We start from the raw sequence: 23,919 nt of genomic DNA on the forward strand, positions 1-23,919 counted from the left end.
GCTGCGAAGCAGCGCAAATGTCATGTGACAAAAATCCGACTTGGTCGATAAATAGTCTGATCTTTAAGGGAACCATGCCGCGGCGTTTCGACATGCGCTCCGGGCGGATCCAACAGTGTCCGGTAGCTCCTAGGATTGGCTGCGTCACAACGGATGATAAGATGGTCGGACGAACCATAGCGGCTGCCCTTGCAATTGCGTTTTCCGTTTCGCCTTCGCAGGCGCAACCACAGCATCGTTTACCGAGCGGTTATAAATGGGGCCGCTGCCTGCTTATTGTTGACGGTCAGACTCGCATATCCGGAAGATGCTACTATCAAATCGAGAAGGGCGGCGATTTTAATATCCAGGGGCCTCGGCAAGTTTTTGCAGGTATCGACTATCCTGATACGCATAGTGGGGCTGGTGAAATGTCCAAAGACTACTGGGCAGTAGTATACAAGGACGGTGATCTTTGGGAAGGCTATAGCAACTCGGACGTTTCCGAAACTCACGGTGACGAACGCTGGGAAGACCTTCGCCGCGAAGGCGCATGCTATGTTGGGAAGGACGTCCGGGTATGCCTTTGGCGTTAAGCCATTTCCGGCTTCATGCCCATCGCCGTGCGGTCGACGATCTCACGCAAGGCGAATGACGAGTTGATCTTGGTCACATGCGGCATCGCCGACAGCCATTCCTTGTGGATGCGTTCGTAGTCGACGAGATCCTTGGCCGCGATGCGCAGGATATAGTCGTATTCGCCCGACATCAGGTGGCATGACAGCACATTCGGGCAGCGCTTGATGGCCGCCTCGAAATCCGACAGCGTCTTCTCGAACTGTCCTGACAGCGAAATATGCACGATCGCCGTCATCTGATGGCCAAGGGCGGCATTGGAAAGCCGGGCATGGTAGCCGCGGATAGTTCCGGATTTCTCCAGATTGTCGAGCCTGCGCGAACAGGCCGATTGCGACAGGCCAACCTTCTCGGCCAGTGCAGCATTCGGTATCCTGCCATCCTTCTGCAAAGTCTCGAGAATGGCGATATCAATCCTGTCGAGCGGCATTTTTCGTGAATCCTGCGAATATCCCATCAATTTGCGCAACGATTATCGAAAACCGCCCGTTGGCGCAAGCGCATTCGCAAACACCTGCGCAGCGATTCGTGGTTCACTCCACCTATACAGGGAACGAGCCCAAAAGGGCCGGATCAGGAGAAGAAAATGCGCGTCGGCTGCCCCAAGGAAATCAAGAACCACGAATATCGCGTCGGCCTCACGCCCGGCTCGGTCCGCGAATATGTCGCCCACGGCCATGAAGTGCTGGTCGAGACCGGCGCCGGGGCCGGCATCGGCGCCGATGACAATGCCTATCGCGCTGCCGGTGCGACAATCGCCAAGACGGCTGCCGACGTGTTCGCCAAGTCGGACATGATCGTCAAGGTCAAGGAGCCGCAGCCCAACGAATGGGCGCAGCTTCGCGAAGGCCAGATTCTCTACACCTATCTCCACCTGGCTCCGGACCCGGAGCAGACCAAGGGCCTGCTCGCTTCCGGTGTCACCGCAATCGCCTACGAAACCGTCACCGACGACCGTGGCGGCCTGCCGTTGCTGGCGCCGATGTCGGAAGTTGCCGGTCGGCTGTCGATCCAGGCCGGCGCAACGGCGCTGCAGAAGGCCAATGGCGGCCGCGGCGTGCTGCTCGGCGGCGTGCCCGGCGTGCTGCCCGGCAAGGTCACTGTGCTCGGCGGCGGCGTCGTTGGCCTGCATGCTGCCAGGATGGCGGTGGGGCTTGGCGCTGACGTCACCATCATCGATCGCTCGATCCCGCGCCTGCGCCAGCTCGACGACCTCTTCACCGGCCGCGTGCACACCCGTTACTCGACCGTCGAGGCGCTCGAGGAAGAGTGCTTCTCGGCCGACATCGTCGTCGGCGCCGTGCTGATCCCCGGCGCCGCGGCGCCGAAGCTCGTCACCCGCGAAATGCTGTCCGGCATGAAGAAGGGTTCCGTGCTGGTCGACGTTGCCATCGACCAGGGCGGCTGCTTCGAGACCTCGCACGCCACTACCCATGCCGAGCCGACCTACGAGGTCGACGGTGTCATCCATTACTGCGTCGCCAACATGCCTGGCGCGGTGCCGGTGACGTCGGCCCACGCGCTCAACAACGCGACGCTTCATTATGGCCTGCAGCTTGCCGACAAGGGCCTGAAGGCGCTGGTCGATGACCACCATCTGCGCAATGGCCTCAATGTCCACAAGGGCAAGATCACCAACCGCGCGGTCGCCGAGGCACTCGGCTACGAACTGGTTGAGCCGAAAGCCGTTCTCGCGGCCTGATTCTATTTCAGAATTCCTCCGTCAGCCCGCCGGTTCATGCCGGCGGGCTTTTTCTTGGGCGCGAAGGTTTTCTTGAGGCTGGGGCAACAAAAAAGCGGAGCCAAAGCCCCGCTTCCTCGATATCGAGATTTGCCGCCGGTTCATCCGCGGTCGGCAAATCGATCGACAATGGCTTTCTAGCGCGATTGTGCGACGGGAGTACGACAAGCCCTCGCCCGGCGTTCCAATGCCTCAGACGCGCTCCATGCGGCACTGGTAGCAATTGTTGCGCGCCGAGCGGATATGAACGTAGGCGATATCGTCGCGCTCGAAGAGGGCCTCGGCTCGCGCTGCAATTCTTCCGGTCGGGATGACACCGCCGCTGCCGTAGACGATACGATTATCCCCGCCGTAGCCGCGCACGATGTAGTCAGGGCTTTCGAGAATCTCGGGTAGCACCCCGCTCTCGGTGGCGCGGTCGCATTCTTCGGCATGCAGGAAGATCGGCCCGGTTTCGGCATAGGGCTGAAGCTCCGGGAATGGCCGATAGGCCAGAACGAGGTAAGCGTCACCAGCGGCGATGTTCTTCAGACAGTGCCGGCAAGGCATGCCGTCGCCGTCGGAAATCTTTCGTTCCGGCGTTTGGCCGTAGGCATCCGAGCCGCCGTGCTGCAATGCCCTGACATTTTCGGTCGGCAGCGCTTTGAACTGAATGGTCATGGTGGGATCTCCGGTGTTGTCCACCGGAAATTATGCCCTCAAGTTCACGCTTCCCACCCGATTCCTGCGCAGTGGCGGATGCTTCGGATTTTTGGCTGATGTCACGGCCTCATGACGCTGGCCGAGCGTTCTCCGAAAGGCAGCGGATGCACGGTTTCCTTCTTTTGCGCCACCGGCGCAAAGCCGAGCTTCTGGTAGAGCGGCAAAGCCGCCGGATGATCGAGCGTGCAGGTCTGCACTGTCACCCGCTTCGGCCCGTACGACCACGCCGCTGCGATCGCCGCCCCCAGGAACCAGCGGCCGATGCCTTGCCCGGTCGCATGTTCCATCATGCCGAAATAGGCGAGCTCGACTTCTTCCGGCAGATGCGGCTTGAGATCGAAGAAGCCGGCCGGCGCGCCGTCGAGGTAGAGCACTCTGATGTCGCGGTCCTCGCGGTGGATGCCGGCCGAAAGCTCCTCGTCATCCAGCCTCAGCACGTTCACCCAGTGCCATTTGCGTCCCACCCGATCCATCAAATAGCGGTAGAAATGCAGGGGAATGTCCTTGGTCTTCAGCAGGGCGACCTGACGGTTGTAGGGCACCGGCGGCGAATAGGCTGGAGGCACATGCATTTCGAGGAACGTGACCGTGACATCGATGTCTTCCAGCGCACCGTTTTCCATCGTCTTCATTCCTTGCCGGTCACGACCGGCGTGTCGGAGAGCCCACCCCACTCCGTCCATGAGCCGTCGTAAAGTTTGTTGTCGGTATGGCCAAGCGTTTCCAGCGCCAGCGTCGCCACCGCGGCTGTAATGCCGGAACCACACGAGGTGATGACGGGTTTCGACAGATCGATGCCGGCCGCCTCGATCACCTTGCGCAAGCGGTCCTTCGACAAGAGCTTGCCATTTTCCGACAGCGCCGAGTAGGGCAGATTGCGCGCGCCAGGCATATGGCCGGAGCGGATACCGGCGCGCGGTTCTGGCTCCGTGCCGGCAAAGCGGCCCGGTCCACGGGCGTCGGCGATCTGGCTTTCCCCGGTATCGACGATCCGGCGCATGTCGGCGAGGCTGGCGACGCGACCGGCGTCGAAATCGGCATGAAACACACTTGGCGCGATCCTGGTCGGTTCGGCCGTTACCGGCCGGCCCGCCGCTTTCCAGCCATCGAAGCCGCCGTCCAGAATATAGGTCTGGAAGACGCCCATCACCCGGAACATCCACCACGCCCGAGGCGCCGAGAAGAAGCCCGGACCATCATAGATGATGATGGTGTCGTCGGCCGAAACGCCCATCGATCCGACATACTGGGCAAAATGCTGCGGTGACGGCAGCGTATGCGGCAGCGGCGAATCCGGGTCCGAAACCGCGTCCTGGTCCAGAAACCGTGCGCCCGGAATGTGGGCCGCGCCGTATTCGCCGCGCGCATCGCGCTTTTGCGCCGGCAGATACCAGGATGCGTCGATGATCGTCAGGCCCGGCTCGCCAAGGCGCTGCTGCAGCCAATCCGCATCGACGGTGAAAGGACTATCCTCGGCCATTTTCTCTCCTGCTCGCCGTTTGGCGGTGATTGTCCGATTAAAGTGCGTCGCGTTGAAGCGGATTCAAGCGACGCGCTTTAAGTCTTTGTTCTTATGCGTGTCGTTGTGACCCAACATCGAGGCCACTTTCTTGGGCGACATGCATCAGGTCGCCGGCATCGGGCCGAAGCGGATGCGGAAGCGTCTGTTTTCACGGCCCTTCTTCTCGATCTTGCCGATATGGATTTCCCCGACCTCACCAGTGCTTTTGACATGGGTGCCGCCGCAGGGCTGGCTATCGACCGAAGCGTTATCACCGATGCAGACCAGGCGGATCTTGCCGGTGCCAACCGGCGGCCGGACGTTCTTGGATTTCACCAGGCCCGGGTTAGCGGCCAGTTCCTCGTCGCTGATCAGCCTGGTGAAGATCGGGTGATCGGCCCGCACCAGATCCATCAGGCTCGCCGTTACGTCTTCCCTGGTGAAGCTGGCGTCGGGAATATCGAAATCGACGCGGCTGTCATCCTCGGAAACGGACGCACCGGTGATCGGGAACGGGCAGACCACAGTGAGCAGGTGGCAGGCCGCGTGCATGCGCATCAAAAGATGCCGGCGCTCCCAGTCGATCGCCAGGCTCAAGCGTTCACCGACCTCGGGAACCCTCTGCTCCAACGCCGGGACATGGATGATCTCGTCCTTGGTCTCGCCCGTAATGGTGGCGGCGATGGCGATGCGGCTGCCGTCGGCGCGCTCCAGATGACCGATATCGCCCGGCTGGCCGCCCGATGTGGCGTAGAAGATCGTCCTGTCGAAAATGATGCCGCCGCGATCGTTGACGGCAATGATTGTGGCGTCCGCTGTCCGCAGATAGGCGTCGTCGCGAAACAGCGCTTCGGTCCTGTGCGCCATCACGCGACCTTTTCGAACGGCACAGAAATCGTGCTCCGCTGCTCCATCCAGCCCGGTATCGGCAGGTTCTTCTCGCGCAGGAATTCCGGGTTGAACAGCTTCGATTGATAGCGCGTGCCATAGTCGCAAAGAACAGTCACGATGGTGTGGCCGGGGCCCAGTTCGCGCGCCAGCCGGATCGCGCCGGCAATGTTGATGCCGGTCGAACCGCCGACGCACAGTCCTTCTTCCTGGATCAGGTCGAAGACAATCGGCAGCGCATCTTCGTCCAGGATCTGGAACGAAAAATCCGGCGTGAAGCCATCGAGATTGGCGGTGATGCGCCCCTGCCCGATGCCTTCGGTGATCGAGCTGCCATCGGACTTCAACTCACCGCTGGTGTAGAAACTGTAGAGCGCGGCTCCCAGCGGATCGGCCAGCGCGATCTTGACGTCCTTGCGCCTGGCCCTCAATCCGAAGGCGACGCCGGCCAGCGTTCCACCCGAACCGACCGCCGAGACAAAACCGTCGACCTTGCCGCCGGTCTGGTTCCAGATTTCCTCCGCGGTGGTGCGGATATGGCCGTCACGGTTGGCGACATTGTCGAACTGGTTGGCCCAGATGGCGCCGTTCGGCTCCGTCCGCGCCATCTGCTCGGCCAGCCGCCCCGACAATTTCACGTAATTGTTGGGATTCTTGTAAGGTACCGCGGGCACCTCGATCAGCTCGGCGCCGAGCAGTCTGATGGTGTCCTTCTTTTCCTGGCTCTGTGTGTCTGGAATGACGATGACCGTGCGGTATCCCAGCGCCTTGGCGACCAGCGTCAGCCCGATACCGGTGTTGCCGGCCGTTCCCTCGACGATCACACCGCCGGGCCTCAGCAGCCCGCGCTGCTCGGCGTCGCGGATGATGAACAGGCCGGCGCGATCCTTGACCGACTGGCCTGGATTCATGAACTCGGCCTTGCCCAGGATCTCGCAGCCGGTTTGTTCAGACGCTTTGTTGAGGCGGATCAGAGGCGTGTTGCCGATCGCGTCGATCACAGAACGGGGCATTCAGGATTCCTTGTGCAGCTGTGCCGAAACCGTAGAAACCCGAAGCTTCGGTTTCAAGGCAAGAATTTGTCTGGACCAGTCGCATTTGCGGCATTGTTATCGCGGCCGACGCTTCTCAATATCGCCTTCATGCGCCACAGTTCATTTCCTCACTGTGATGAAAGCACTCTTTTCATTCGATTTCTTCATCGCTAGAGCAAGGTACGAGCAAGTCGACAGGGCGCAGCATGACACTCTATCGGGCCAATCCGAAGCACGGCGTCGCCTGGATCACGGGCGGCAGCAGCGGCATTGGCCGTTCGCTGGCCAGGGATCTTGCTGCCCAAGGCTATACCGTCGCGGTGACGGCGCTCGACGACGATCCGATCGACACGCTTGTCGTCGAGACCGCGCAGATGCCGGGCAGTGTCACGGCCTTTCCCTGTGATGTCACCGACGAGCCGCGCATGGCAAGGACGGTCGCCACGATCGAGAAGGAACTCGGGCCTATCGTGCTCGCCGTCTTCAATGCCGGGAACTACATTTCGACGCCGGGTGAGAATCTTGTCGTCAACGACTTTCGCCGGTCCTTCGATGTCAACTATTTCGGCATCATCAACGGCCTGGTGCCGGTCATCCAGCGCATGCGTGTGCGGGCACGCGGCCATGTCGTGCTGGTCGGCTCGGTCACCGCCTATTTCGGCTGGCCGACCACGGCCGCCTATGGCGGCACCAAGGCGGCGATCAACATCCTGGCCGAGTCGCTGAAATACGACTTCGACAAGATGAATGTGCGTGTCCAGGTGATCAACCCGGGCTTCATCGACACCGCTCTTACAGAGAAGAACATGCTGCCGATGCCGGGGCTGATGCCAGTCAGCCGCGCGACGCGCCGCATGGCGCGGGGCATCAAGTCCGGCGGCTTCGAAGTCACCTTCCCGCGCCGGCTGAGCTGGCCCCTGAAAGTGCTCAGCCTGCTGCCGAGGCCGCTGTGCAGAGGGGTGATCGGCCTGATGACCAACTGGAAGGCGCGGCCGCTGCACTACGACCGGAAGCCCCAAAGCGAATAGAACGCCATCGAGATTGGCAGGCTCCCTCTCCGGGGCATGGCGTTGCCCGATAGTGACCGCCGCCATAGGTTGAGAAATTGTTCTTTGGAGTCTGCGATGGGGCGACGGATCGTGCTTGCTGTGCTTGGCCTTGTCGTTGTCCTCGCACTGGCTTTCGTGCTTGGCCCGCGCGTACCCGTCGACACCACGATCCGTTTCGATCCCTCGGTCATCGGCGACGATCCGCAGGCCTATGTGGCGAAGACAGAGGGCGCCATACCCGGAATCCGTGACGGGCTGGAGAAAGAGATCGTCTGGGCCAATCCGATGGTGCATGCCAGGACGCCGCTGTCGATTGTCTATATCCACGGCTTTTCCGCATCGAAGGGCGAGGTCCGCCCGCTGTCGGACGAGGTGGCCGACCAGCTCGACGCCAATCTGTTCTACACCCGCCTTACCGGTCACGGGCAGGACGGCGCGGCGATGACGCAAGGCAGCGTCAATGCCTGGATCAACGACTATGAGGAGGCGCTCGCCATCGGCAGGGCGATTGGCGACAAGGTGATCGTCATCTCGACCTCGACAGGCGGCTCGCTGGCGACATGGGCTGCAACGCAGCCGGGCGCCTCGGACGGGGTGGCGGCGATCGCGTTCATCTCGCCGAATTTCGGCGTCAGGGCGTCCGGCGCCGAACTGCTGACCATGCCCTGGGGCAAGCAGATTGCCGAGCTTGTCGGCGGCAAGGAACGCAGCTTTCCGACCCGTAACGCCCTGCACGAAAAATTCTGGACGCACAAATATCCGATGGCCGCGACACTGCCGATGGCGGCGCTGACGGAGCTCGCCTACGCAGCGCCGGTGGAAAAGGCGACCATCCCTGCCCTGTTCATCTTTTCCGATTCCGACAGGGTGGTGCGCGAGGACCGCACCCGCGAAATCGCCGGGCGCTGGGGCGCGCCGCATGAACTAGTGCCGGTCGACGACACTGGCGATCCCGACCACCACGTCATCGCCGGCGACGCGCTGTCGCCTTCGACCACGGCCTATCTCGCGCAAAGGATTGCCGTCTGGGTCGAGGCGGTGGCCAAATAGGCTCCTGACGAAAAAGGGCGACCGAAGTATCGCTTCGGCCGCCCTTTCCTTGTCAGTCACGGCAATCAGCCAGCCTAAGCTTGGCCGACCAAAACGCTGTCAGGCTTACGCAGCCCGCGCCGCCGGACGCTTGCTGCCGAAGCGGCGCTTGTTGTTGCCCTTGAAAGGCTTGGCGCCTTCCGGCTTGCGCTCGCCAGCGAAGGCCGGCTTGTCGCCGAAGCGCTTCTTGCCGAAGCCGTTGCCCTTGTTCTCGCCACCCGGCCGCCTGCCGTCACGACGACCATTGCGGTCGTTGCGGTCATTGGCGGGCTCGAAGCGCTCGTTCTTTTCAGCCGGATTGCGCAGCGGATCAGGGCTGCCGAGATGGTCGGCAACGATCGGCAGTTTGGTGCGGATGATACGCTCGACCTGACGCAGCTTGCTGTTCTCCGAAGGATCGCACAGCGTGATGGCGATGCCGTCCATGCCGTTGCGGCCGGTCCGGCCGATGCGGTGGACATAGCTTTCGGCTTCGTCCGGCAGGTCGAAATTCACGACATGGCTGATGCCGGGCACATCGATGCCGCGCGCCGCAATGTCGGTAGCCACCAGAATGCGCACCGAGCCCTCACGGAAATCGTTCAGCGCCTTCTGACGGGCATTCTGCGACTTGTTGCCGTGAATGACGGCGGCCTTGAAGCCGTCGCGCTCGAGGTCCTTGGTCACCCTGTCGGCACCGTGCTTGGTGCGCGAAAAGATGATGACGGACTTCATCGCCTCGTCGGCGAGCATCGTCGACAGCACCTGGCGCTTCTGCTTGGTGCGGGCAAAGACGACGCCCTGCACGATCTCGGCGGCCGCGGTGCTTTGCGGCGCGACTTCGACGCGGATCGGGTTCTTCAGCAGACCCTTGGCCAGGTCGGCGATTTCATTGGGCATGGTCGCGGAGAACAGCACCGTCTGACGGTCGGGCGCGGTCGCCTTGGCGATGCGCTTCACGTCGTTGATGAAGCCCATGTCGAGCATGCGGTCGCCCTCGTCCAGCACCAGCCATTTGGTGTCGGCAAGCATGAGGTCGCCTTCGCGCACCAGATCGGTCAGGCGACCGGGCGTTGCGATCAGGATGTCGACGCCGGGCGCGACCTTCTTCACCTGGCTGAAGCGCGAGACGCCACCCAGCACAAGTGCGGTCGAGACATGCGCGCCCTTGGCGAGGATCTTGATGGTGTCCTCGATCTGCACGGCGAGTTCGCGCGTCGGCGCCAGGATCAGCGCACGCGCCGTCTTCGGCCGGCGCTTGGTGCCGAGAGCGATGATCTTCGACAGGATGGGCAGCGCGAAGGCAGCCGTCTTGCCGGAACCGGTCTGGGCGATGCCGAAAATGTCACGGCCTTCCATCTGCGGCGGGATCGCCTGAGCCTGGATCGGCTTCGGATCGGTAAAGCCGGCGGCATGGGTCGCCTTGAGCAGCGCACCCGTAATTCCCAGTGCTGCGAAACCGGAGAGTTCCCCAGTTTTATCAGCAAGCAAAGTGTTTTCGTTGGTCAAAATATTCTTCTTTCACGCGGCCTCTGGCCGCAAACATCAATGGCGGCAGGGCGCAACCTGCCGTCGGATAAATTGTCATGGAACGACATGGCGGGCGGACGGTTTCGTCCACTCGGCTGCGCTGTCGTGCCCGCAGGCATCATGCCACGGGGCTTTTTCGCCACTTTGTGATGTACCGGAAAGAGGGGCCGATATACCGGAAAGAGGGAAAACAGACGCAACCAGTCTCATTTGTCGAGAAGGCCGGATTGTTCCCGGCCCAAGCGCCTATGTCGCCGCATATGGCCCAGTTCGCGGTAAAATGCAAGGGGCGTCATGCTGCAGCGCAACAAAACCACGGCGCAAGCGGTGCTTGCGCTCGCTCGCCCGCACGATTACCACGAAATGCCGCTGGCTTGGGAGGTAACCGATGAAGGACGTGCTGAAGGAACTCGAGCGCCGCCGCGACATCGCCCGCATGGGTGGCGGCCAGGCCCGCATCGATGCACAGCACAAGAAGGGCAAACTCACCGCGCGCGAACGCATCGAGGTGTTTCTCGACGAGGGCTCGTTCGAGGAGTTCGACATGTATGTCGAGCACCGCTCGACCGATTTCGGCATGGAGAAGACCAAGATCGCCGGCGACGGTGTGGTCACCGGCTGGGGCACCGTCAACGGCCGCCCGGTCTATCTCTTCGCCAAGGACTTCACCGTGTTCGGCGGTTCGCTGTCGGAAGCGCATGCCGAAAAGGTCATCAAGGTGCAGGAGATGGCGCTGCGCAACCGCGCGCCGATCATCGGCCTCTACGATGCCGGCGGCGCGCGTATCCAGGAAGGCGTGGCCGCACTGGGCGGCTATGCCGAGATCTTTCAGCGCAACGTGCTCGCCTCCGGTGTCATTCCGCAGATTTCGCTCATCATGGGCCCCTGCGCCGGCGGCGACGTCTATTCGCCGGCGATGACCGACTTCATCTTCATGGTGCGCGACACCTCCTACATGTTCGTCACCGGACCGGACGTGGTGAAGACCGTCACCAACGAGACCGTGACCGCCGAGAGCCTCGGCGGTGCCTCTGTCCACACGACGAAATCCTCGATCGCCGACGGCGCCTATGACAATGACGTCGAGGCGCTGCTGCAGATGCGCCGGCTGGTCGACCTGCTGCCCGCCTCCAACACGTCGGAGCTGCCGGAGATCGAATGCTATCAGTCGGTCACCGACCATGATCAGTCGCTCGACCGGCTGATTCCCGACAATGCTAACAAGCCCTACGACATCAAGGAGCTGATCCTTAAAGTCGCCGACGAAGGCGACTTCTTCGAGATCCAGCAGAATTTCGCCAAGAACATCGTCACCGGGTTCGGACGGGTCGAGGGCCGCACCGTCGGATTCGTCGCCAACCAGCCGATGGTGCTGGCCGGCGTGCTCGATTCAGACGCCAGCCGCAAAGCGGCGCGTTTCGTGCGCTTCTGCGACTGCTTTTCGATCCCGATTGTCACCTTGGTCGATGTTCCGGGCTTCCTGCCCGGCACGGCGCAGGAATATGGCGGGCTGATCAAGCATGGTGCGAAACTCCTGTTCGCCTATGCCGAGGCGACCGTGCCGAAGATCACCGTCATCACCCGCAAGGCCTATGGCGGCGCCTATGACGTGATGGCGTCAAAACACCTGCGCGGCGACATGAATTACGCCTGGCCGACGGCGCAGATCGCGGTAATGGGCGCCAGGGGCGCGGTCGAGATCATCTACCGCAAGGATATCGGTGACGCAGAGAAGATCGCAGCCCACACAGAGGCTTACGAAGATCGCTTCCTGTCGCCCTTCGTCGCCGCCGAGCGCGGCTATGTCGATGAGGTGATCATGCCGCACTCGACCCGCCGCCGCATCGCGCGCGCGCTCCGGATGCTGCGCAACAAGGACATGCAGAACCCCTGGAAGAAGCACGACAATATTCCACTGTGAGGCGTCCTGTCGGGCGGACGTATCCAGTTCGTCGCAACAGGGCAGATCACTCCTCTTCCGCCGCGCCAAATCCTGCCCCCATGGTGGCACGGACGGAACTGCCCCAGGGCGTCGCGTGGTTGTCGATGCGCATCTGGAAGATGAAATAGGTCGGCGAGCAGAAGCCGATACCCTTGATCTTGCCGATGCCAGGCGTATCGGGCGGCAGCGATTGGCACATATAGTCCTCGCGGCAGAAATGATCGGTCGAACAGGCCGGCCGGTTGCCGCGATTGACGGCGCCGCCAAGGCATTGGTCGAAATTGTTGGTGGCCACGCAGATGTCGAATTTCTTGCCGCCGACCAGCCCGCAGATCTCGTTCGGCATCGGTTTGCCGGATTTGAAGGCAGCGAAGGCGCGGTCCTTGTCGTCGCAGCCGCGATAAGCGATGCCGCCAGGCACGCCGATCTTCGGCGGACGGCAGGTGTAGGCGGTGCGCGAGACATCCGGCGCGAAGGCCGCGAACTGGCCTGATATTTTGTAGCGGTCGTTGAAAGGCTGCGTGGCGTTGCTGGCGATCGAGCCGGTCAGACAGGGATGGCCGGAAAACATGTCGGGACTGTCCTTGGGCAGCAGGCATTGCGCCAGCTTCGTCCGCACACCCGAAGCGCTGGCTAGCGGCGTGCAGATGGTGCCGCCGCCGCACTGCCAGGTCTTGCCGAAGCGTGCGGCATCGTCCGGCATCAGGCACGGCATTGCCATCTCTGCGGGCGCGTAGTCGATCGCGCCGGCGTCCGTCCAGGCAGCCGGTGGTGCAAAGGAGAGCGGGCGGAAGCGGTTCGGCTCCTTGCCTTGCGCCATGGCGCGCAGCCAGGCCTGGCGGCGCGGTATCTCGGCGTGAAGATGCGGCGAAATGCCGACCTCGATGCGGTTGAGCGGCGAGGTCGTCTTGTCGTCGAGGCCGATGAAATGGAAACCGGCGGTGGAACCAGCCTGATGGCAACCCTGGCAGGCGCCATTGTCCAGCCGCTCGATGAGAGCTTCCGGTGTGCGCAGCAGTTTGAGCCCGGAATAGTCGAGCGATGCGAATTCCCCGGGCTGAAGCAATGGCGTGAACGGGTGGTTGGCCTGCCGCGCGCTGCCGAAGGTCGACCACGAGATGACCTTCCTGGCCAGGAATTCGTCGGGAATTTCGTAGACGCCTTCGTCGACGGCCGGCAGATTGGCGCTGACATAGGCGGCGAGCCTTGCTTTCAGGGCCGCGTCTTGCGAAAGCCGTGCGGCGTCAGGCGTGTTCTCCAGCGGCTTCTCGCTGACGGCGTCGCCATCGATGCCGAATATCCGCATGAGATAGGCGGCCTGGCCGCCGAACTCGGTTTCCTGGCCAGAGGGAAAGCGCACCACCTGCGCGTTGAGTTCCAGCTGCTTGAAGGTCAGCCCGGCTTTCTCCAGCGGACCGCCAGTCAGCCAGCCAGCATCGACGGTCTCGTCAAGCTGTGGCGTCCAGCGTCCGGCAACGCCGACGCAGCCGCCGTCGGCATCGGGCGCCGCGCTGTAGACGGCGTTGAAATTGAACGGCAGACGCGACGCCAACAGCTTGCCATTTTTGCGGAAACTGTAAGCAAGGCGGTAGATGAAGCGCACCTCGCCGCAGCTCTTGTCACCCAGCAGGGCCGCGAAGTCGCGACGGTCGAGCCGGTTGACGACGCCGACCAGTCGGAAGCGCGCGGCATCGGTCTTCAGCCAGCGCATGTCCATGATGCGGCCGACATTGCCGTCGGTAACCTCGTAGAGCGGCCGCCCGCCGGCCTTCATCTCGGCGCGCAGCGCGGCGACATCGGCCGCCACAGTGTCGACGACAGCGTGATAGGCCGGCGCCTTGTCGTAGAGAGCTTTCAGGTCACCCGCGCCCGCCGCGCCAAAAATATCGGCAAAGCCGTAGCCCTTGGCATCAAGTGCGGCGAGCATCGCCGGATCATCGACGATCGTCACTGGACCTTCGGCACAAGCTGCCGACGCCAGGAAGGCAGCAAAGAGCGTGGCGACGAGCAGAGCCAGGGCGCGGCTCATCGAGCGGCCGTACGTGCTTCGACAAGGTCGCGCAGCACCGGTACCAGCGCCGGCGGCAGATCCTCGGCGATCAGCCCCGGCCCGAACCGGCTGCCGGCCTCAGCATGAATCCACACCGCGGCGCAGGCCGCTTCGAATGCCGGCATGCCTTGCGCAAGCAGCCCTGCTGTGACGCCTGACAGCACGTCGCCCGACCCTGCGGTGGCCAGCCACGGCGCGCCGTTGGCGTTGATCGCCGCCCTGCCGTCAGGAGCGGCGATGACGGTGTCGGCGCCCTTGCAGACGATGACGGCATTGGCACGCACGGCGGCTGCGCGGGCCTTGTCGAGCTTGGAGGACGCAACTTCATCGGCGATATCGGGAAACAGCCTGGCGAACTCCCCTTCGTGCGGCGTCATCACCAGGGCCGGCGCGCCCGGTTGGCGAGACGCTTCGAACAGGACGTCCGGCGCCTCACGAAAAGAGGTGATCGCGTCGGCATCGAACACGAGGCCGTCAATCCGGGTTGACGTATCCCTTGGCTGGGCAGGGCTGAGCAGCGCGAGTGCAAATTGCCGGGTCTTTTCGCCAATGCCGAAACCGGGCCCGAGAACAAAAGCCGACGGCCGGCGTTCGTCGATGAACGAGGCGATGTCGACGCTGTCATCGGCCTTGCGCAGCATGATTGAGGTGAGATGCGCAGCGTTTACCTGCATGGCATTGGCCGGCGACAGCACGGTGACCGCCCCTGCCCCGCTTCTCGCGGCGGCAAGTGCCGACAGCCGCGCCGCGCCGGTGGCGCTCGGACCGCCGGAAAAGACGCCGACATGGCCGCGCTTGTATTTGTGCGCGTCCACCGCCGGCACGGGAAATTCCCGCAACCACAGGTCTGGCACATTCTCAAAAGTCGACACGGCGAGTTGGGCGATGATGCCGTCGCCTATGCCGATATCAGCGAGCACGATTTCACCACATTGCTCTCGTCCCGGGAGCAGCAAGTGGCCGGGCTTTTGCCGCGCGAAGGTGACGGTGACCTCGGCGTGAAACGCCCTGCCCAATATTGCGCCGCTGGCTCCTGAGACACCCGACGGCAGGTCGACCGCGACCACAGGCAGGCGCAGAGCTGTTGCAGTGTCGACGGCTTTCACGGCATCGCCGGCCAGCGGCTTGGACAGCCCTGCTCCGTAAAGCGCGTCGACGACAATCGAGCCGGCCTCGGCGGCAAAATCCGACAGTGGCCGAGGTTTCACCGGGCATTGCGCGGCGGCGAGCGCCGCATCGCTTTGCGGCCTCGGCGTGCCGCTCGCCCAGATCGTTGTGCTTACGCCGCTGCCGGCCAGCAACCGGGCAACGACATAGCCATCGCCGCCATTGTTGCCGGGGCCGCACAGCACATGGACACGCGTCGCTGCGGGATAACGCGCCAGGACCACGGCCGCGACCGCTTCGCCGGCACGGCGCATCAGCCCGAAGCCATCGAGCGGACCAGCGGCAATCGCCAGCCGATCGGCCTCGCTCATTTCGGCCGGGGAAAGAAGTTCGTTGCTCATGGATTGCCGATCTGCATTCGATCAAGCATTGTCCACTTTTCGATCCGAAGCAAACGAAGGGGAGTGGCGAAATTTGCGGCCATATCGTTGGAATGAGGGCGTCGCAGGCACAAAACTGCCCGCTGAATAGGCGATATGCCTAATTGTTGTGCGGATGCACTTGCTGGCTCCTTCGTGGCTCCAGCGGCCCATGGCGCACCTGATGCAGTGAATGACGCGAATTTGCTTCCCGGCGCGGCGCGGCTTTGAAATCGTATGAGACCGCTTCAAATCTGTCCAATTGGCACAGTTCGTGCTTGATGGAGGCGCAAGCGGGGGTTCACAACCCGTTTTTTTGGCAGTGGAGGCCACTTTTTACATGAAAAAGATCGAAGCGATCATCAAGCCATTCAAGCTGGACGAAGTGAAGGAAGCGCTTCAGGAGGCCGGACTGCAAGGCATCACCGTCACCGAGGCCAAAGGCTTCGGGCGTCAGAAAGGCCATACCGAACTCTACCGCGGCGCCGAATATGTCGTCGATTTTCTGCCCAAGGTGAAGATCGAGGTCGTGCTTGGCGACGACGCGGTCGAAGGCGCGATCGAAGCCATCCGCAAGGCGGCCCAGACAGGCCGTATCGGCGACGGCAAGATCTTCGTCTCCAACATCGAGGAAGTCGTGCGAATCCGCACTGGCGAAACCGGCATGGACGCGGTCTGATCCGACCCCGCCATCCGCCTGAAAACCGTCATCATCAAAAAACGTCATCAAACAGGGATACATGACATGACGACAGCCAAAGACATCATGAAGCAGATCAAGGACAACGACGTGAAATTCGTCGACCTGCGCTTCACCGATCCGAAGGGCAAGCTGCAACACGTGACGATGGATGTCATCGAGGTCGAGGAAGACATGTTCGCTGATGGCGTCATGTTCGACGGCTCCTCGATTGCCGGCTGGAAGGCCATCAACGAGTCCGACATGGTGCTGATGCCCGATGCGGACACGGTCCACATGGACCCGTTCTTCGCGCAGTCGACCATGGTCATCCTGTGCGACATCCTCGATCCGGTTTCGGGTGAATCCTACAACCGCGATCCGCGTGGCACGGCCAAGAAGGCCGAGGCCTACATGAAGTCGGAAGGCATCGGCGACCAGATCTTCGTCGGCCCCGAAGCCGAATTCTTTGTCTTCGACGATGTGAAATACAAGGCCGACCCTTACAACACCGGCTTCAAGCTTGATTCCACCGAACTGCCCTCGAACGACGACACCGACTACGAGACCGGCAATCTCGGCCACCGTCCGCGCATCAAGGGCGGCTATTTCCCGGTGCCGCCGATCGATTCCGCGCAGGATATGCGCTCGGAAATGCTGACTGTGCTCGCCGAAATGGGCGTGCGGGTCGAAAAGCACCACCACGAGGTGGCGGCCGCCCAGCACGAACTCGGCATCAAGTTCGATACGCTCGTGCGCAACGCCGACAAGATGCTGATCTACAAGTATGTCGTGCACCAGGTCGCCAACGCCTACGGCAAGACGGCCACCTTCATGCCGAAGCCGATCTTCGGCGACAATGGCTCGGGCATGCACGTCCACCAGTCGATCTGGAAGAACGGCAAGCCGACCTTCGCCGGCAATGAATATGCCGGCCTGTCGGAAAGCTGCCTGTTCTACATTGGTGGCATCATCAAGCATGCCAAGGCGATCAACGCGTTCACCAACCCGCTAACCAACTCCTACAAGCGTCTGGTGCCGGGCTACGAAGCGCCGGTGCTGCTCGCCTATTCGGCGCGCAACCGCTCGGCATCCTGCCGCATCCCGTTCGGCTCCTCGCCCAAGTCCAAACGCGTCGAGGTCCGCTTCCCCGATCCGGGCGCGAACCCCTACCTCGCTTTCGCCGCCATGCTGATGGCCGGTCTCGACGGCATCAAGAACAAGATCCATCCCGGCCAGCCGATGGACAAGGATCTATACGACCTGCCGCCGAAGGAGCTGAAGAAGATCCCGACCGTCTGCGGTTCGCTGCGCGAAGCGCTGCAGAGCCTCGACAAGGATCGCGGCTTCCTGAAAGCCGGCGGCGTCTTCGACGACGATCAGATCGACAGCTACATCGAGCTGAAGATGGCTGAGGTGATGCGCTTCGAAATGACCCCGCATCCAGTCGAGTACGACATGTACTACTCGGTCTAAGATTCGACAGACTATTCAAGCCCTTGAAAGAGTTCCCTCTTTCAAGGGCTTTTTGCTGCGCTCCGATGGGCCCCGCCTGTACCGACAGGTCCGCGCCCATCGCGATGGACGCACCTTTGCCATTGAGCTTTTCGGCGTGTGTGAATGCCTGGGTTGCTGAGCCCGCGTTTCATGGGCTGGCAGAAACAGTTCGGTCGATGGTGAACATGAAAGCCAGGAGCGAGCGGCGCACTGCCTCAGGCTACAGTGACCGCTCGTCCGGCGCCCACGCCTATGCTGCCGTTCAAGTAAACCCCGCCCGTCCGAACAGCATCGCGTGACGTAACCCCAAGCGCTTCGAATACGCATGCTGCACTGCGATCTGTCAACGCCGCCAAACCGGCTGCGGACAGCCGATTCCGCAACATGAACAGATGGTTATGGAAGGGTGCGAGGTCACGGATAGTGCTCAAAATGCCAGTTTTCCGGGCTTTCTGGCGGGCTGCCGCCGGAAACTGGAACAGTGGCAGCCAAGGGCTCGACCGGATTCGCGACCGCCTGCATTGCCTGACTTTTTCTGGGTATGTTTTGCCCGAGGCCCGATCCGCCGGGCAACGGCAAAAAAGAACCCCAGCTTTCGCCGGGGTTCTTGGATGGACTTGGATGAATCTCAGACTGTCACGGCATGGACGTGAAGTCCCGATTCGAATGACTATGCGGCTGCCGAAACCTCAGCGCTCGCCGGCACCGAGGCGATCGTCTTCAGAATCTGCGAGGCGATCTGGTAGGGGTCGCCCTGGGAATTCGGACGGCGATCTTCCAGATAGCCCTTGTAGTCGTTCTTGATGAAGGAATGCGGGACGCGGATCGAAGCACCACGATCGGCGATGCCATAGCTGAACCTGTTCCACGGCGCGGTCTCATGCTTGCCAGTCAGGCGCTTGTCGTTGTCCGGGCCATAGACGGCGATGTGATCCATCAGGTTCTTGTCGAAGGCCGCCATCAGCGCTTCGAAATAAGCCTTGCCGCCGACTTCGCGCATATAGGCGGTCGAGAAGTTGGCGTGCATGCCCGAGCCGTTCCAGTCGGTGTCGCCGAGCGGCTTGCAATGGTACTCGATGTCGATGCCGTATTTCTCGGTCAGGCGCTGCATCAAATAGCGGGCCATCCACATCTGGTCGGCGGCCTTCTTGGAGCCCTTGCCGAAAATCTGGAATTCCCACTGGCCCTTGGCCACTTCGGCGTTGATGCCTTCGTGGTTGATGCCGGCTGCAAGGCAGAGATCGAGATGCTCTTCGACGATCTGGCGCGCGACGGAGCCGACATTGGAATAGCCGACGCCGGTGTAGTACGGGCCCTGCGGTGCCGGATAGCCGCTTTCCGGGAAGCCCAGCGGACGGCCGTCCTTGTAGAAGAAATACTCCTGCTCGAAACCGAACCAGGCGCCCTCGTCGTCGAGAATGGTGGCGCGCTTGTTGGAGGCATGCGGCGTGACGCCGTCAGGCATCATGACTTCGCACATGACAAGCACGCCGTTGCTGCGGGCCGGATCCGGATAGACAGCGACCGGCTTCAGCACGCAATCGGAGCTGTGGCCTTCGGCCTGCTGTGTCGACGAACCGTCAAAGCCCCACAGCGGAAGCTGCTCGAGCGTCGGGAATTCGGCGTATTCCTTGACCTGCGTCTTGCCGCGAAGGTTGGGGACCGGGGTGTATCCATCGAGCCAAATGTACTCGAGCTTGTATTTCGTCATTCTAGCCTCTCGTTGCTTGATCACCGAACACTGGACGGCGTCGACATACGTCTGCCACCAGCAGCCGGCCTGCCGGATCACTAAAATGCAATTCGTGTGCCACTCTTGAGCTGCAGGGTGCGGCAAAATTGACGCCGCATTCGATTGAAGTTGGCAAGCCGCCTAAGCAATGCGTCGAGATCAATCACAATCGCAATTCGCACAAATAATAGGCAAATACTGATCTTTTCATAGGCATATTGCCTAACTTGATTGCAGACCTTATCTTCGAGGTAGGTTGAATCGACAAGGTTCGGCATAAGAAAGGAGCCCGACAATGGAAATCATTTCCACGCGTCCGTCGGCAAAAATTCTGATGTTCCCGGCGGCAGCGCGCGTCTCTGCCTCAAATTTGAGCGGCAAGGCTAAGTTTGCGGCAGAGCTTGCCTCACTGCGCGGTGTTCGGGCGGATTTCGGCGACGGCTGGTATCACGATGCGGCGATAGAGGACGCGAAGCAGGACCGTCAAAGCTAAGCCCCATCGCATGACTATCATTGAAAAACCCGGCGCGATCGCTCGCGCCGGGTTTTCGTTGACTACCGAGCAGTCGTTACTGCTTGGTGTTCAGATCGGTTCCCAGCGTGTCCCTGACGAAGATCATGCCGATGACCAGCGACATCGCGGCGATCACCACCGGGTACCACAGACCAAAGTAGATATCGCCCCTGTAGGCACTGAGTGCGAACACCGTCGCCGGCAGCAGGCCACCGAACCAGCCATTGCCAATGTGATAGGGCAACGACATGCCGGTGTAGCGGATGCGGGTCGGGAACATCTCGACCAGGATCGCGGCAATCGGGCCGTAGACCATGGTCACGAACAGGACCAGGATGAACAGGATGCCGATCGTCATCGGCCAGTTGATTCCCGCCGGATCGGCGAACATGGCGAAAGCGCCGCCGCCCGGTATATTGTAGACGGTGACCTCGGGCGCACCCGCGGCCTCGTCGGCGGTCAGCAGCTTGTCCTTGATCGCCTGATCGGTCGGGACCGTCGCCTTCTCGCCGGCGCGAATGGCGGCGGCATCGAGCTTCAGTTCCGGGTTGGCGGCGACAAACGCGTCAAGCTTCTGGTCCGGGATCTTGATCGCCGCGCGCTTCAGCGGATAGCCGCCGTCCCGCAGCGACATGTTGACGGCTTTGATGAAGGCGGCGTCCTTGGCTTTCGCCTGATCGCCAGCGGCGATGGCATCGTAGGATTCCACCGTCTCGTTGCCGATCTTGACCGACGCGGCCGTCCCGGCCGCGGCCGTCGACACCACGTCATAGGGAACCGAGTTCTTGGTCAGGAACGAGGTCGCGATGTCACAAGACGTCGTGAACTTCGCCGTGCCGACCGGATTGAACTGGAACTTGCAGTCGCCGGGTGCCGCCGTCACCGTAGCACGTGTGTTCTGCTGGGCCGTGGCGAGCGCCGGATTGGCGGCCCAGGTCAATGCCTTGAACAGCGGGAAGGTGCAGACGATCGCCAAGGCAAGGCCCGCCATGATGATCGGCTTGCGCCCGATCTTGTCGGAGAGCCAGCCGAAGACGACGAAGAAGATCGAGCCGAGGGCGAGCGCTATGGCGATCATGATGTTGACCGACTGCGCGTCGACCTTGAGCACGTTCTGCAGGAAGAACAGCGCGTAGAACTGGCCATTGTACCAGACCACGGCCTGACCGGCGGTGAGGCCGAGCAGCGCCAGCAGCGCGATTCGGGCATTCTTCCATTGACCAAATGCTTCCGAAAGCGGCGCTTTGGAGCCCTTGCCCTCATCCTTCATACGCTGGAAGGTCGGCGATTCGGAGAGCGAAAGCCGGATCCAGATCGAGATGCCGAGCAGCAGGAAGGAGACAATGAACGGAATGCGCCAGCCCCATGAGGCGTAGGTTTCCTTGCTCATCGAACCCTGGACAATCAGGATGACGACCAGCGACAGGAACAGGCCGAGCGTCGCCGTCGTCTGGATCCACGAGGTGTAGTAGCCGCGCCGGTTGTCGGGTGCATGCTCGGCGACATAGGTGGCCGCGCCGCCATATTCGCCGCCCAGCGCCAGGCCTTGCAGCATGCGCAGGACAATCAGGATCACGGGAGCCGCGATGCCCAAAGTCGCATATCCAGGCAGCAGGCCGACCAGGAAGGTCGAAAGGCCCATGATCGTCATGGTGACAAGGAACGTATACTTGCGGCCGACAAGGTCGCCGATGCGGCCGAACAGCAGCGCGCCGAACGGTCGTACCAGGAAGCCGGCGGCGAACGCCAGCAGCGCGAAGATATTGCGCGTCGCTTCAGGAATGGTTGGACTGAAGAAGGTCGAACCAATGAACACCGCGAGCGAGCCGTAGAGATAGAAATCATACCATTCGAAAACGGTGCCCAGCGAGGAAGCGAAGATGACCTTCTTTTCCTCCCGCGTCATGCCGCGGCTTGCTCCGCCGGCAGTCGATGCCATTGCCATAGAATTGTCCTCCCGTGAGACCTTGTCCTCGATGCTGTGCCTCATTGTCCGCGTTCTCCTCCGAACATGGACTCATGCACTGCGATCACGGAAAAAATGACAGAAAGCGTGCGCCAACGTCAGGGCGTCTTTGGGATTATGACTTTGGTATTAGGTGCGCTGCGGGATGAAGCGGAGCCAGCGGCGGAGCCGTCAGCCCTTGAGCGCTTCCAATAGCCCGGCGGCAGCCATCATGTCGCGCTTGCGGGCCGAGCGGCGCGCGACTGCTTCGGCGTCCTGTCCCCAATGCTCGATCTGCCAGTCCTCGTCGACATGGCCGGCCGCCCAGGCCGCCTCGGCGTCGAGTTCGCCGAAATCGACAGCCAGCGCCAGCAGCGCCGAACCGGTCAGCGAGGTCATCACATGGATGGCAGCGAGCCGCAGCGGTTCGGCACGCTGGGCAAGATGACTTCCCAGCACGGCGATCGTCCCACGCGGCTGCTCGACATGGATGATGCCTTCGGCGAGATTGAAGCGAGCCCCGAGGCTGCCGCGCACCCAATCAAGGACCGGGTCCCAATGTTCGTTCTGCCGCTCCACCAAGCCTTGCGGCGCATCGGCGCGGTAGCAGAGCAGATCGGACGAAGCGAAGCGCAGAATGTCTTCCAGCACCGCCTGCGGATCGCTGGCGACGCCGTCGATAGCAGTGTTGACGAGGCGCATCACCGGCATCGTCACCGGGTTGATGGTTTCGCCCTGCGCTGCGAATTCGTCGGCGACGAGTGCAGCCGCCGCCTCGGTCGGCAGCGCCAGCAGCGCCTTGCCCGGCGTGCGCACCGGCTTGCCGTCGAGATGCACGGCAAAGCCGTCTTCCACCGGCGCCACCGCGACGGTCTTGTAGAAACGCTTCGGCAAAGGCGTCTTCATCTGGATCTGGGCACGGCGCACCGGATCCGGATCGGAAAGCTGCTTGCCCGCTTCGAGGTCGTTGAGGATATCACGCATTGAAAGGCTCTCTCAAACTGGCACGAGCTTGCGCGACGGCCGGTTGACGATGATGAGGCCGGCGGCAATCAGGCCAAGTGCCAGGAAGATGCGCATGGTCAGCGGCTCATTCAAGAACATGGCGCCGCACAGCACGCCGAAAACCGGTGACAGGAAGGTGAAGCTGGACAGGCCTGAAGCCGGATAGCGCCTCAGCAGCCAGAACCAAAGCACATAGGTGAAGGCAACGATGTAGACTGCCTGGAAAAGCAGAGCCAATGTCGGCAGCACGGCAGGGTCGCGAACGGGCGCACCGGCGAGAGGCAACACCAGTATTCCGACGATTGCCGCACCGGCGAGTTGATAGAGAAGCAGCTTCTCGGCACTCGCCTCGACCAGCTTCGACCGCTTGATGAGGATGTTGGTCAAGGCCCAGAAAAATCCGGAGCCAAGGCTCAAGAGATCGCCGAACAGCATGTCCCCGCCGCCGCCAAGCTTGTCGGAAAATACCGCGGCAAGGCCGGCAAAGGCCAGCAGCAGGCCAAGGAACTTGCGCAAGGTGATCTGCTCGCCAAGAAGGAAATGGCCGCCGATCAGCATCCAGAACGGCATTGTATTGACCAGCAGCGTGTTGCGGGCGACGGTCGTGTGCTCCAGGCCGACATAGAGGCAGAGGAACTCGATGCCGAACAGCGCGCCAACCGCGATACCGGCGGGCAATGTCCCGTCGCGCGTGAAAAGCGCGATGCCGCGCCAGCGGCACCAGGCGAAGACACACAGGCCGCCGATGATCGAGCGCGCGATCGACAGGAAGACTGGATCGTACCCGGCGTAGGAGATCTTGGCGGCGACGTAGTTCAGCCCCCAGGAAAAGGTCAGGCCGACCATGATTGCGGCGGCGGCCATGTCGACCGTGTCGCGCCGGTCGAGCGTATCGGTCGCG

Annotated in this window: 21 protein-coding genes; 8 read left to right on the plus strand and 13 right to left on the minus strand. The window is 62.0% G+C overall.

What is annotated here, in order from left to right:
- The first annotated feature begins 161 nt into the window (after positions 1–161).
- Positions 162–575, plus strand: a complete 414-nt coding sequence (locus AC1DZP_RS30650) for a hypothetical protein (RefSeq protein WP_477307586.1) — start codon at positions 162–164, stop codon at positions 573–575.
- Here AC1DZP_RS30650 and AC1DZP_RS30655 read toward each other — a convergent pair.
- Positions 572–1,045: an Lrp/AsnC family transcriptional regulator gene (locus AC1DZP_RS30655; protein WP_010909317.1), complete on the minus strand. Its 474-nt coding sequence runs from the start codon at positions 1,043–1,045 to the stop codon at positions 572–574. The genes AC1DZP_RS30650 and AC1DZP_RS30655 overlap by 4 nt on opposite strands.
- Before the next feature lie 156 nt (positions 1,046–1,201).
- On the opposite strand from AC1DZP_RS30655, the gene ald reads away from it, so the two are divergent.
- Positions 1,202–2,317 (plus strand): alanine dehydrogenase, encoded by a 1,116-nt coding sequence (gene ald / locus AC1DZP_RS30660; protein ID WP_095091638.1) that lies wholly within the window; start codon positions 1,202–1,204, stop codon positions 2,315–2,317.
- A gap of 231 nt (positions 2,318–2,548) precedes the next feature.
- Here the strand turns inward: ald and AC1DZP_RS30665 are convergent, their stop codons facing one another.
- From AC1DZP_RS30665 to AC1DZP_RS30685, 5 genes are all read right to left on the minus strand, one after another.
- Positions 2,549–3,016 (minus strand): DUF1203 domain-containing protein, encoded by a 468-nt coding sequence (locus tag AC1DZP_RS30665; protein ID WP_477307588.1) that lies wholly within the window; start codon positions 3,014–3,016, stop codon positions 2,549–2,551.
- Positions 3,017–3,117: 101 nt separating this feature from the next.
- Positions 3,118–3,681 carry a GNAT family N-acetyltransferase gene (locus AC1DZP_RS30670; RefSeq protein WP_477307590.1) on the minus strand — a complete coding sequence of 188 codons (564 nt, stop codon included), beginning with the start codon at positions 3,679–3,681 and terminating at the stop codon, positions 3,118–3,120.
- A 5-nt stretch (positions 3,682–3,686) separates the two neighbouring features.
- The gene (gene sseA / locus AC1DZP_RS30675) at positions 3,687–4,538 is read right to left on the minus strand and encodes a 3-mercaptopyruvate sulfurtransferase (RefSeq protein WP_477307592.1); all 852 of its coding nucleotides are present in this window, start codon (positions 4,536–4,538) and stop codon (positions 3,687–3,689) included.
- A gap of 144 nt (positions 4,539–4,682) precedes the next feature.
- A complete protein-coding gene (locus tag AC1DZP_RS30680) occupies positions 4,683–5,426 on the minus strand; it encodes an alanyl-tRNA editing protein (RefSeq protein WP_477307594.1) in 744 nt (247 codons plus the stop codon).
- The gene (locus AC1DZP_RS30685; RefSeq protein WP_477307596.1) at positions 5,426–6,460 is read right to left on the minus strand and encodes a cysteine synthase A; all 1,035 of its coding nucleotides are present in this window, start codon (positions 6,458–6,460) and stop codon (positions 5,426–5,428) included. Before AC1DZP_RS30685 ends, AC1DZP_RS30680 begins: the two co-directional genes overlap by 1 nt.
- A 227-nt stretch (positions 6,461–6,687) precedes the next feature.
- Here AC1DZP_RS30685 and AC1DZP_RS30690 point away from each other — a divergent pair, with 227 nt between their 5' ends.
- Both AC1DZP_RS30690 and AC1DZP_RS30695 read left to right on the plus strand, forming a co-directional pair.
- Positions 6,688–7,509: an SDR family oxidoreductase gene (locus AC1DZP_RS30690; RefSeq protein WP_095091643.1), complete on the plus strand. Its 822-nt coding sequence runs from the start codon at positions 6,688–6,690 to the stop codon at positions 7,507–7,509.
- Between the two features lie 96 nt (positions 7,510–7,605).
- A complete protein-coding gene (locus tag AC1DZP_RS30695; RefSeq protein WP_457153881.1) occupies positions 7,606–8,580 on the plus strand; it encodes an alpha/beta hydrolase in 975 nt (324 codons plus the stop codon).
- A 105-nt stretch (positions 8,581–8,685) separates the two neighbouring features.
- Here the strand turns inward: AC1DZP_RS30695 and AC1DZP_RS30700 are convergent, their stop codons facing one another.
- Positions 8,686–10,107 carry a DEAD/DEAH box helicase gene (locus AC1DZP_RS30700; RefSeq protein ID WP_477307598.1) on the minus strand — a complete coding sequence of 474 codons (1,422 nt, stop codon included), beginning with the start codon at positions 10,105–10,107 and terminating at the stop codon, positions 8,686–8,688.
- A gap of 409 nt (positions 10,108–10,516) precedes the next feature.
- On the opposite strand from AC1DZP_RS30700, the gene AC1DZP_RS30705 reads away from it, so the two are divergent.
- Complete coding sequence (locus AC1DZP_RS30705) at positions 10,517–12,049, plus strand: acyl-CoA carboxylase subunit beta (RefSeq protein ID WP_477307600.1); 1,533 nt, start codon at positions 10,517–10,519, stop codon at positions 12,047–12,049.
- A gap of 46 nt (positions 12,050–12,095) precedes the next feature.
- Here the strand turns inward: AC1DZP_RS30705 and AC1DZP_RS30710 are convergent, their stop codons facing one another.
- Together AC1DZP_RS30710 and AC1DZP_RS30715 are read right to left on the minus strand one after the other, a co-directional pair.
- Positions 12,096–14,099: a hypothetical protein gene (locus AC1DZP_RS30710; RefSeq protein WP_477307602.1), complete on the minus strand. Its 2,004-nt coding sequence runs from the start codon at positions 14,097–14,099 to the stop codon at positions 12,096–12,098.
- On the minus strand, positions 14,096–15,628 hold the full coding sequence (locus AC1DZP_RS30715; protein WP_477307603.1) for an NAD(P)H-hydrate dehydratase: 1,533 nt from the start codon (positions 15,626–15,628) through the stop codon (positions 14,096–14,098). Before AC1DZP_RS30715 ends, AC1DZP_RS30710 begins: the two co-directional genes overlap by 4 nt.
- 358 nt (positions 15,629–15,986) lie before the next feature.
- On the opposite strand from AC1DZP_RS30715, the gene AC1DZP_RS30720 reads away from it, so the two are divergent.
- Both AC1DZP_RS30720 and glnA read left to right on the plus strand, forming a co-directional pair.
- A complete protein-coding gene (locus tag AC1DZP_RS30720) occupies positions 15,987–16,325 on the plus strand; it encodes a P-II family nitrogen regulator (protein ID WP_006205430.1) in 339 nt (112 codons plus the stop codon).
- Positions 16,326–16,391: 66 nt separating this feature from the next.
- Positions 16,392–17,801: a type I glutamate--ammonia ligase gene (glnA, locus tag AC1DZP_RS30725; protein WP_095091650.1), complete on the plus strand. Its 1,410-nt coding sequence runs from the start codon at positions 16,392–16,394 to the stop codon at positions 17,799–17,801.
- A gap of 691 nt (positions 17,802–18,492) precedes the next feature.
- On the opposite strand, the gene AC1DZP_RS30730 is transcribed toward glnA, so the two are convergent.
- Positions 18,493–19,533 carry a glutamine synthetase beta-grasp domain-containing protein gene (locus AC1DZP_RS30730; protein WP_477227099.1) on the minus strand — a complete coding sequence of 347 codons (1,041 nt, stop codon included), beginning with the start codon at positions 19,531–19,533 and terminating at the stop codon, positions 18,493–18,495.
- 316 nt (positions 19,534–19,849) lie between these two features.
- Here AC1DZP_RS30730 and AC1DZP_RS30735 point away from each other — a divergent pair, with 316 nt between their 5' ends.
- Complete coding sequence (locus AC1DZP_RS30735; RefSeq protein WP_457155357.1) at positions 19,850–20,047, plus strand: DUF2735 domain-containing protein; 198 nt, start codon at positions 19,850–19,852, stop codon at positions 20,045–20,047.
- Between the two features lie 76 nt (positions 20,048–20,123).
- On the opposite strand, the gene AC1DZP_RS30740 is transcribed toward AC1DZP_RS30735, so the two are convergent.
- The 3 genes from AC1DZP_RS30740 to AC1DZP_RS30750 all read right to left on the minus strand — a co-directional run bounded on the left by AC1DZP_RS30740 (position 20,124) and on the right by AC1DZP_RS30750 (position 23,882).
- A complete protein-coding gene (locus tag AC1DZP_RS30740) occupies positions 20,124–22,013 on the minus strand; it encodes an MFS transporter (protein ID WP_477227540.1) in 1,890 nt (629 codons plus the stop codon).
- A gap of 192 nt (positions 22,014–22,205) precedes the next feature.
- Positions 22,206–22,997 (minus strand): ATP12 family chaperone protein, encoded by a 792-nt coding sequence (locus tag AC1DZP_RS30745; protein WP_477307605.1) that lies wholly within the window; start codon positions 22,995–22,997, stop codon positions 22,206–22,208.
- Between the two features lie 12 nt (positions 22,998–23,009).
- A complete protein-coding gene (locus tag AC1DZP_RS30750; RefSeq protein WP_477307636.1) occupies positions 23,010–23,882 on the minus strand; it encodes a DMT family transporter in 873 nt (290 codons plus the stop codon).
- Positions 23,883–23,919: the final 37 nt, after the last annotated feature.

The sequence above is a fragment of the Mesorhizobium sp. P2_F8 genome, assembly GCF_056403655.1.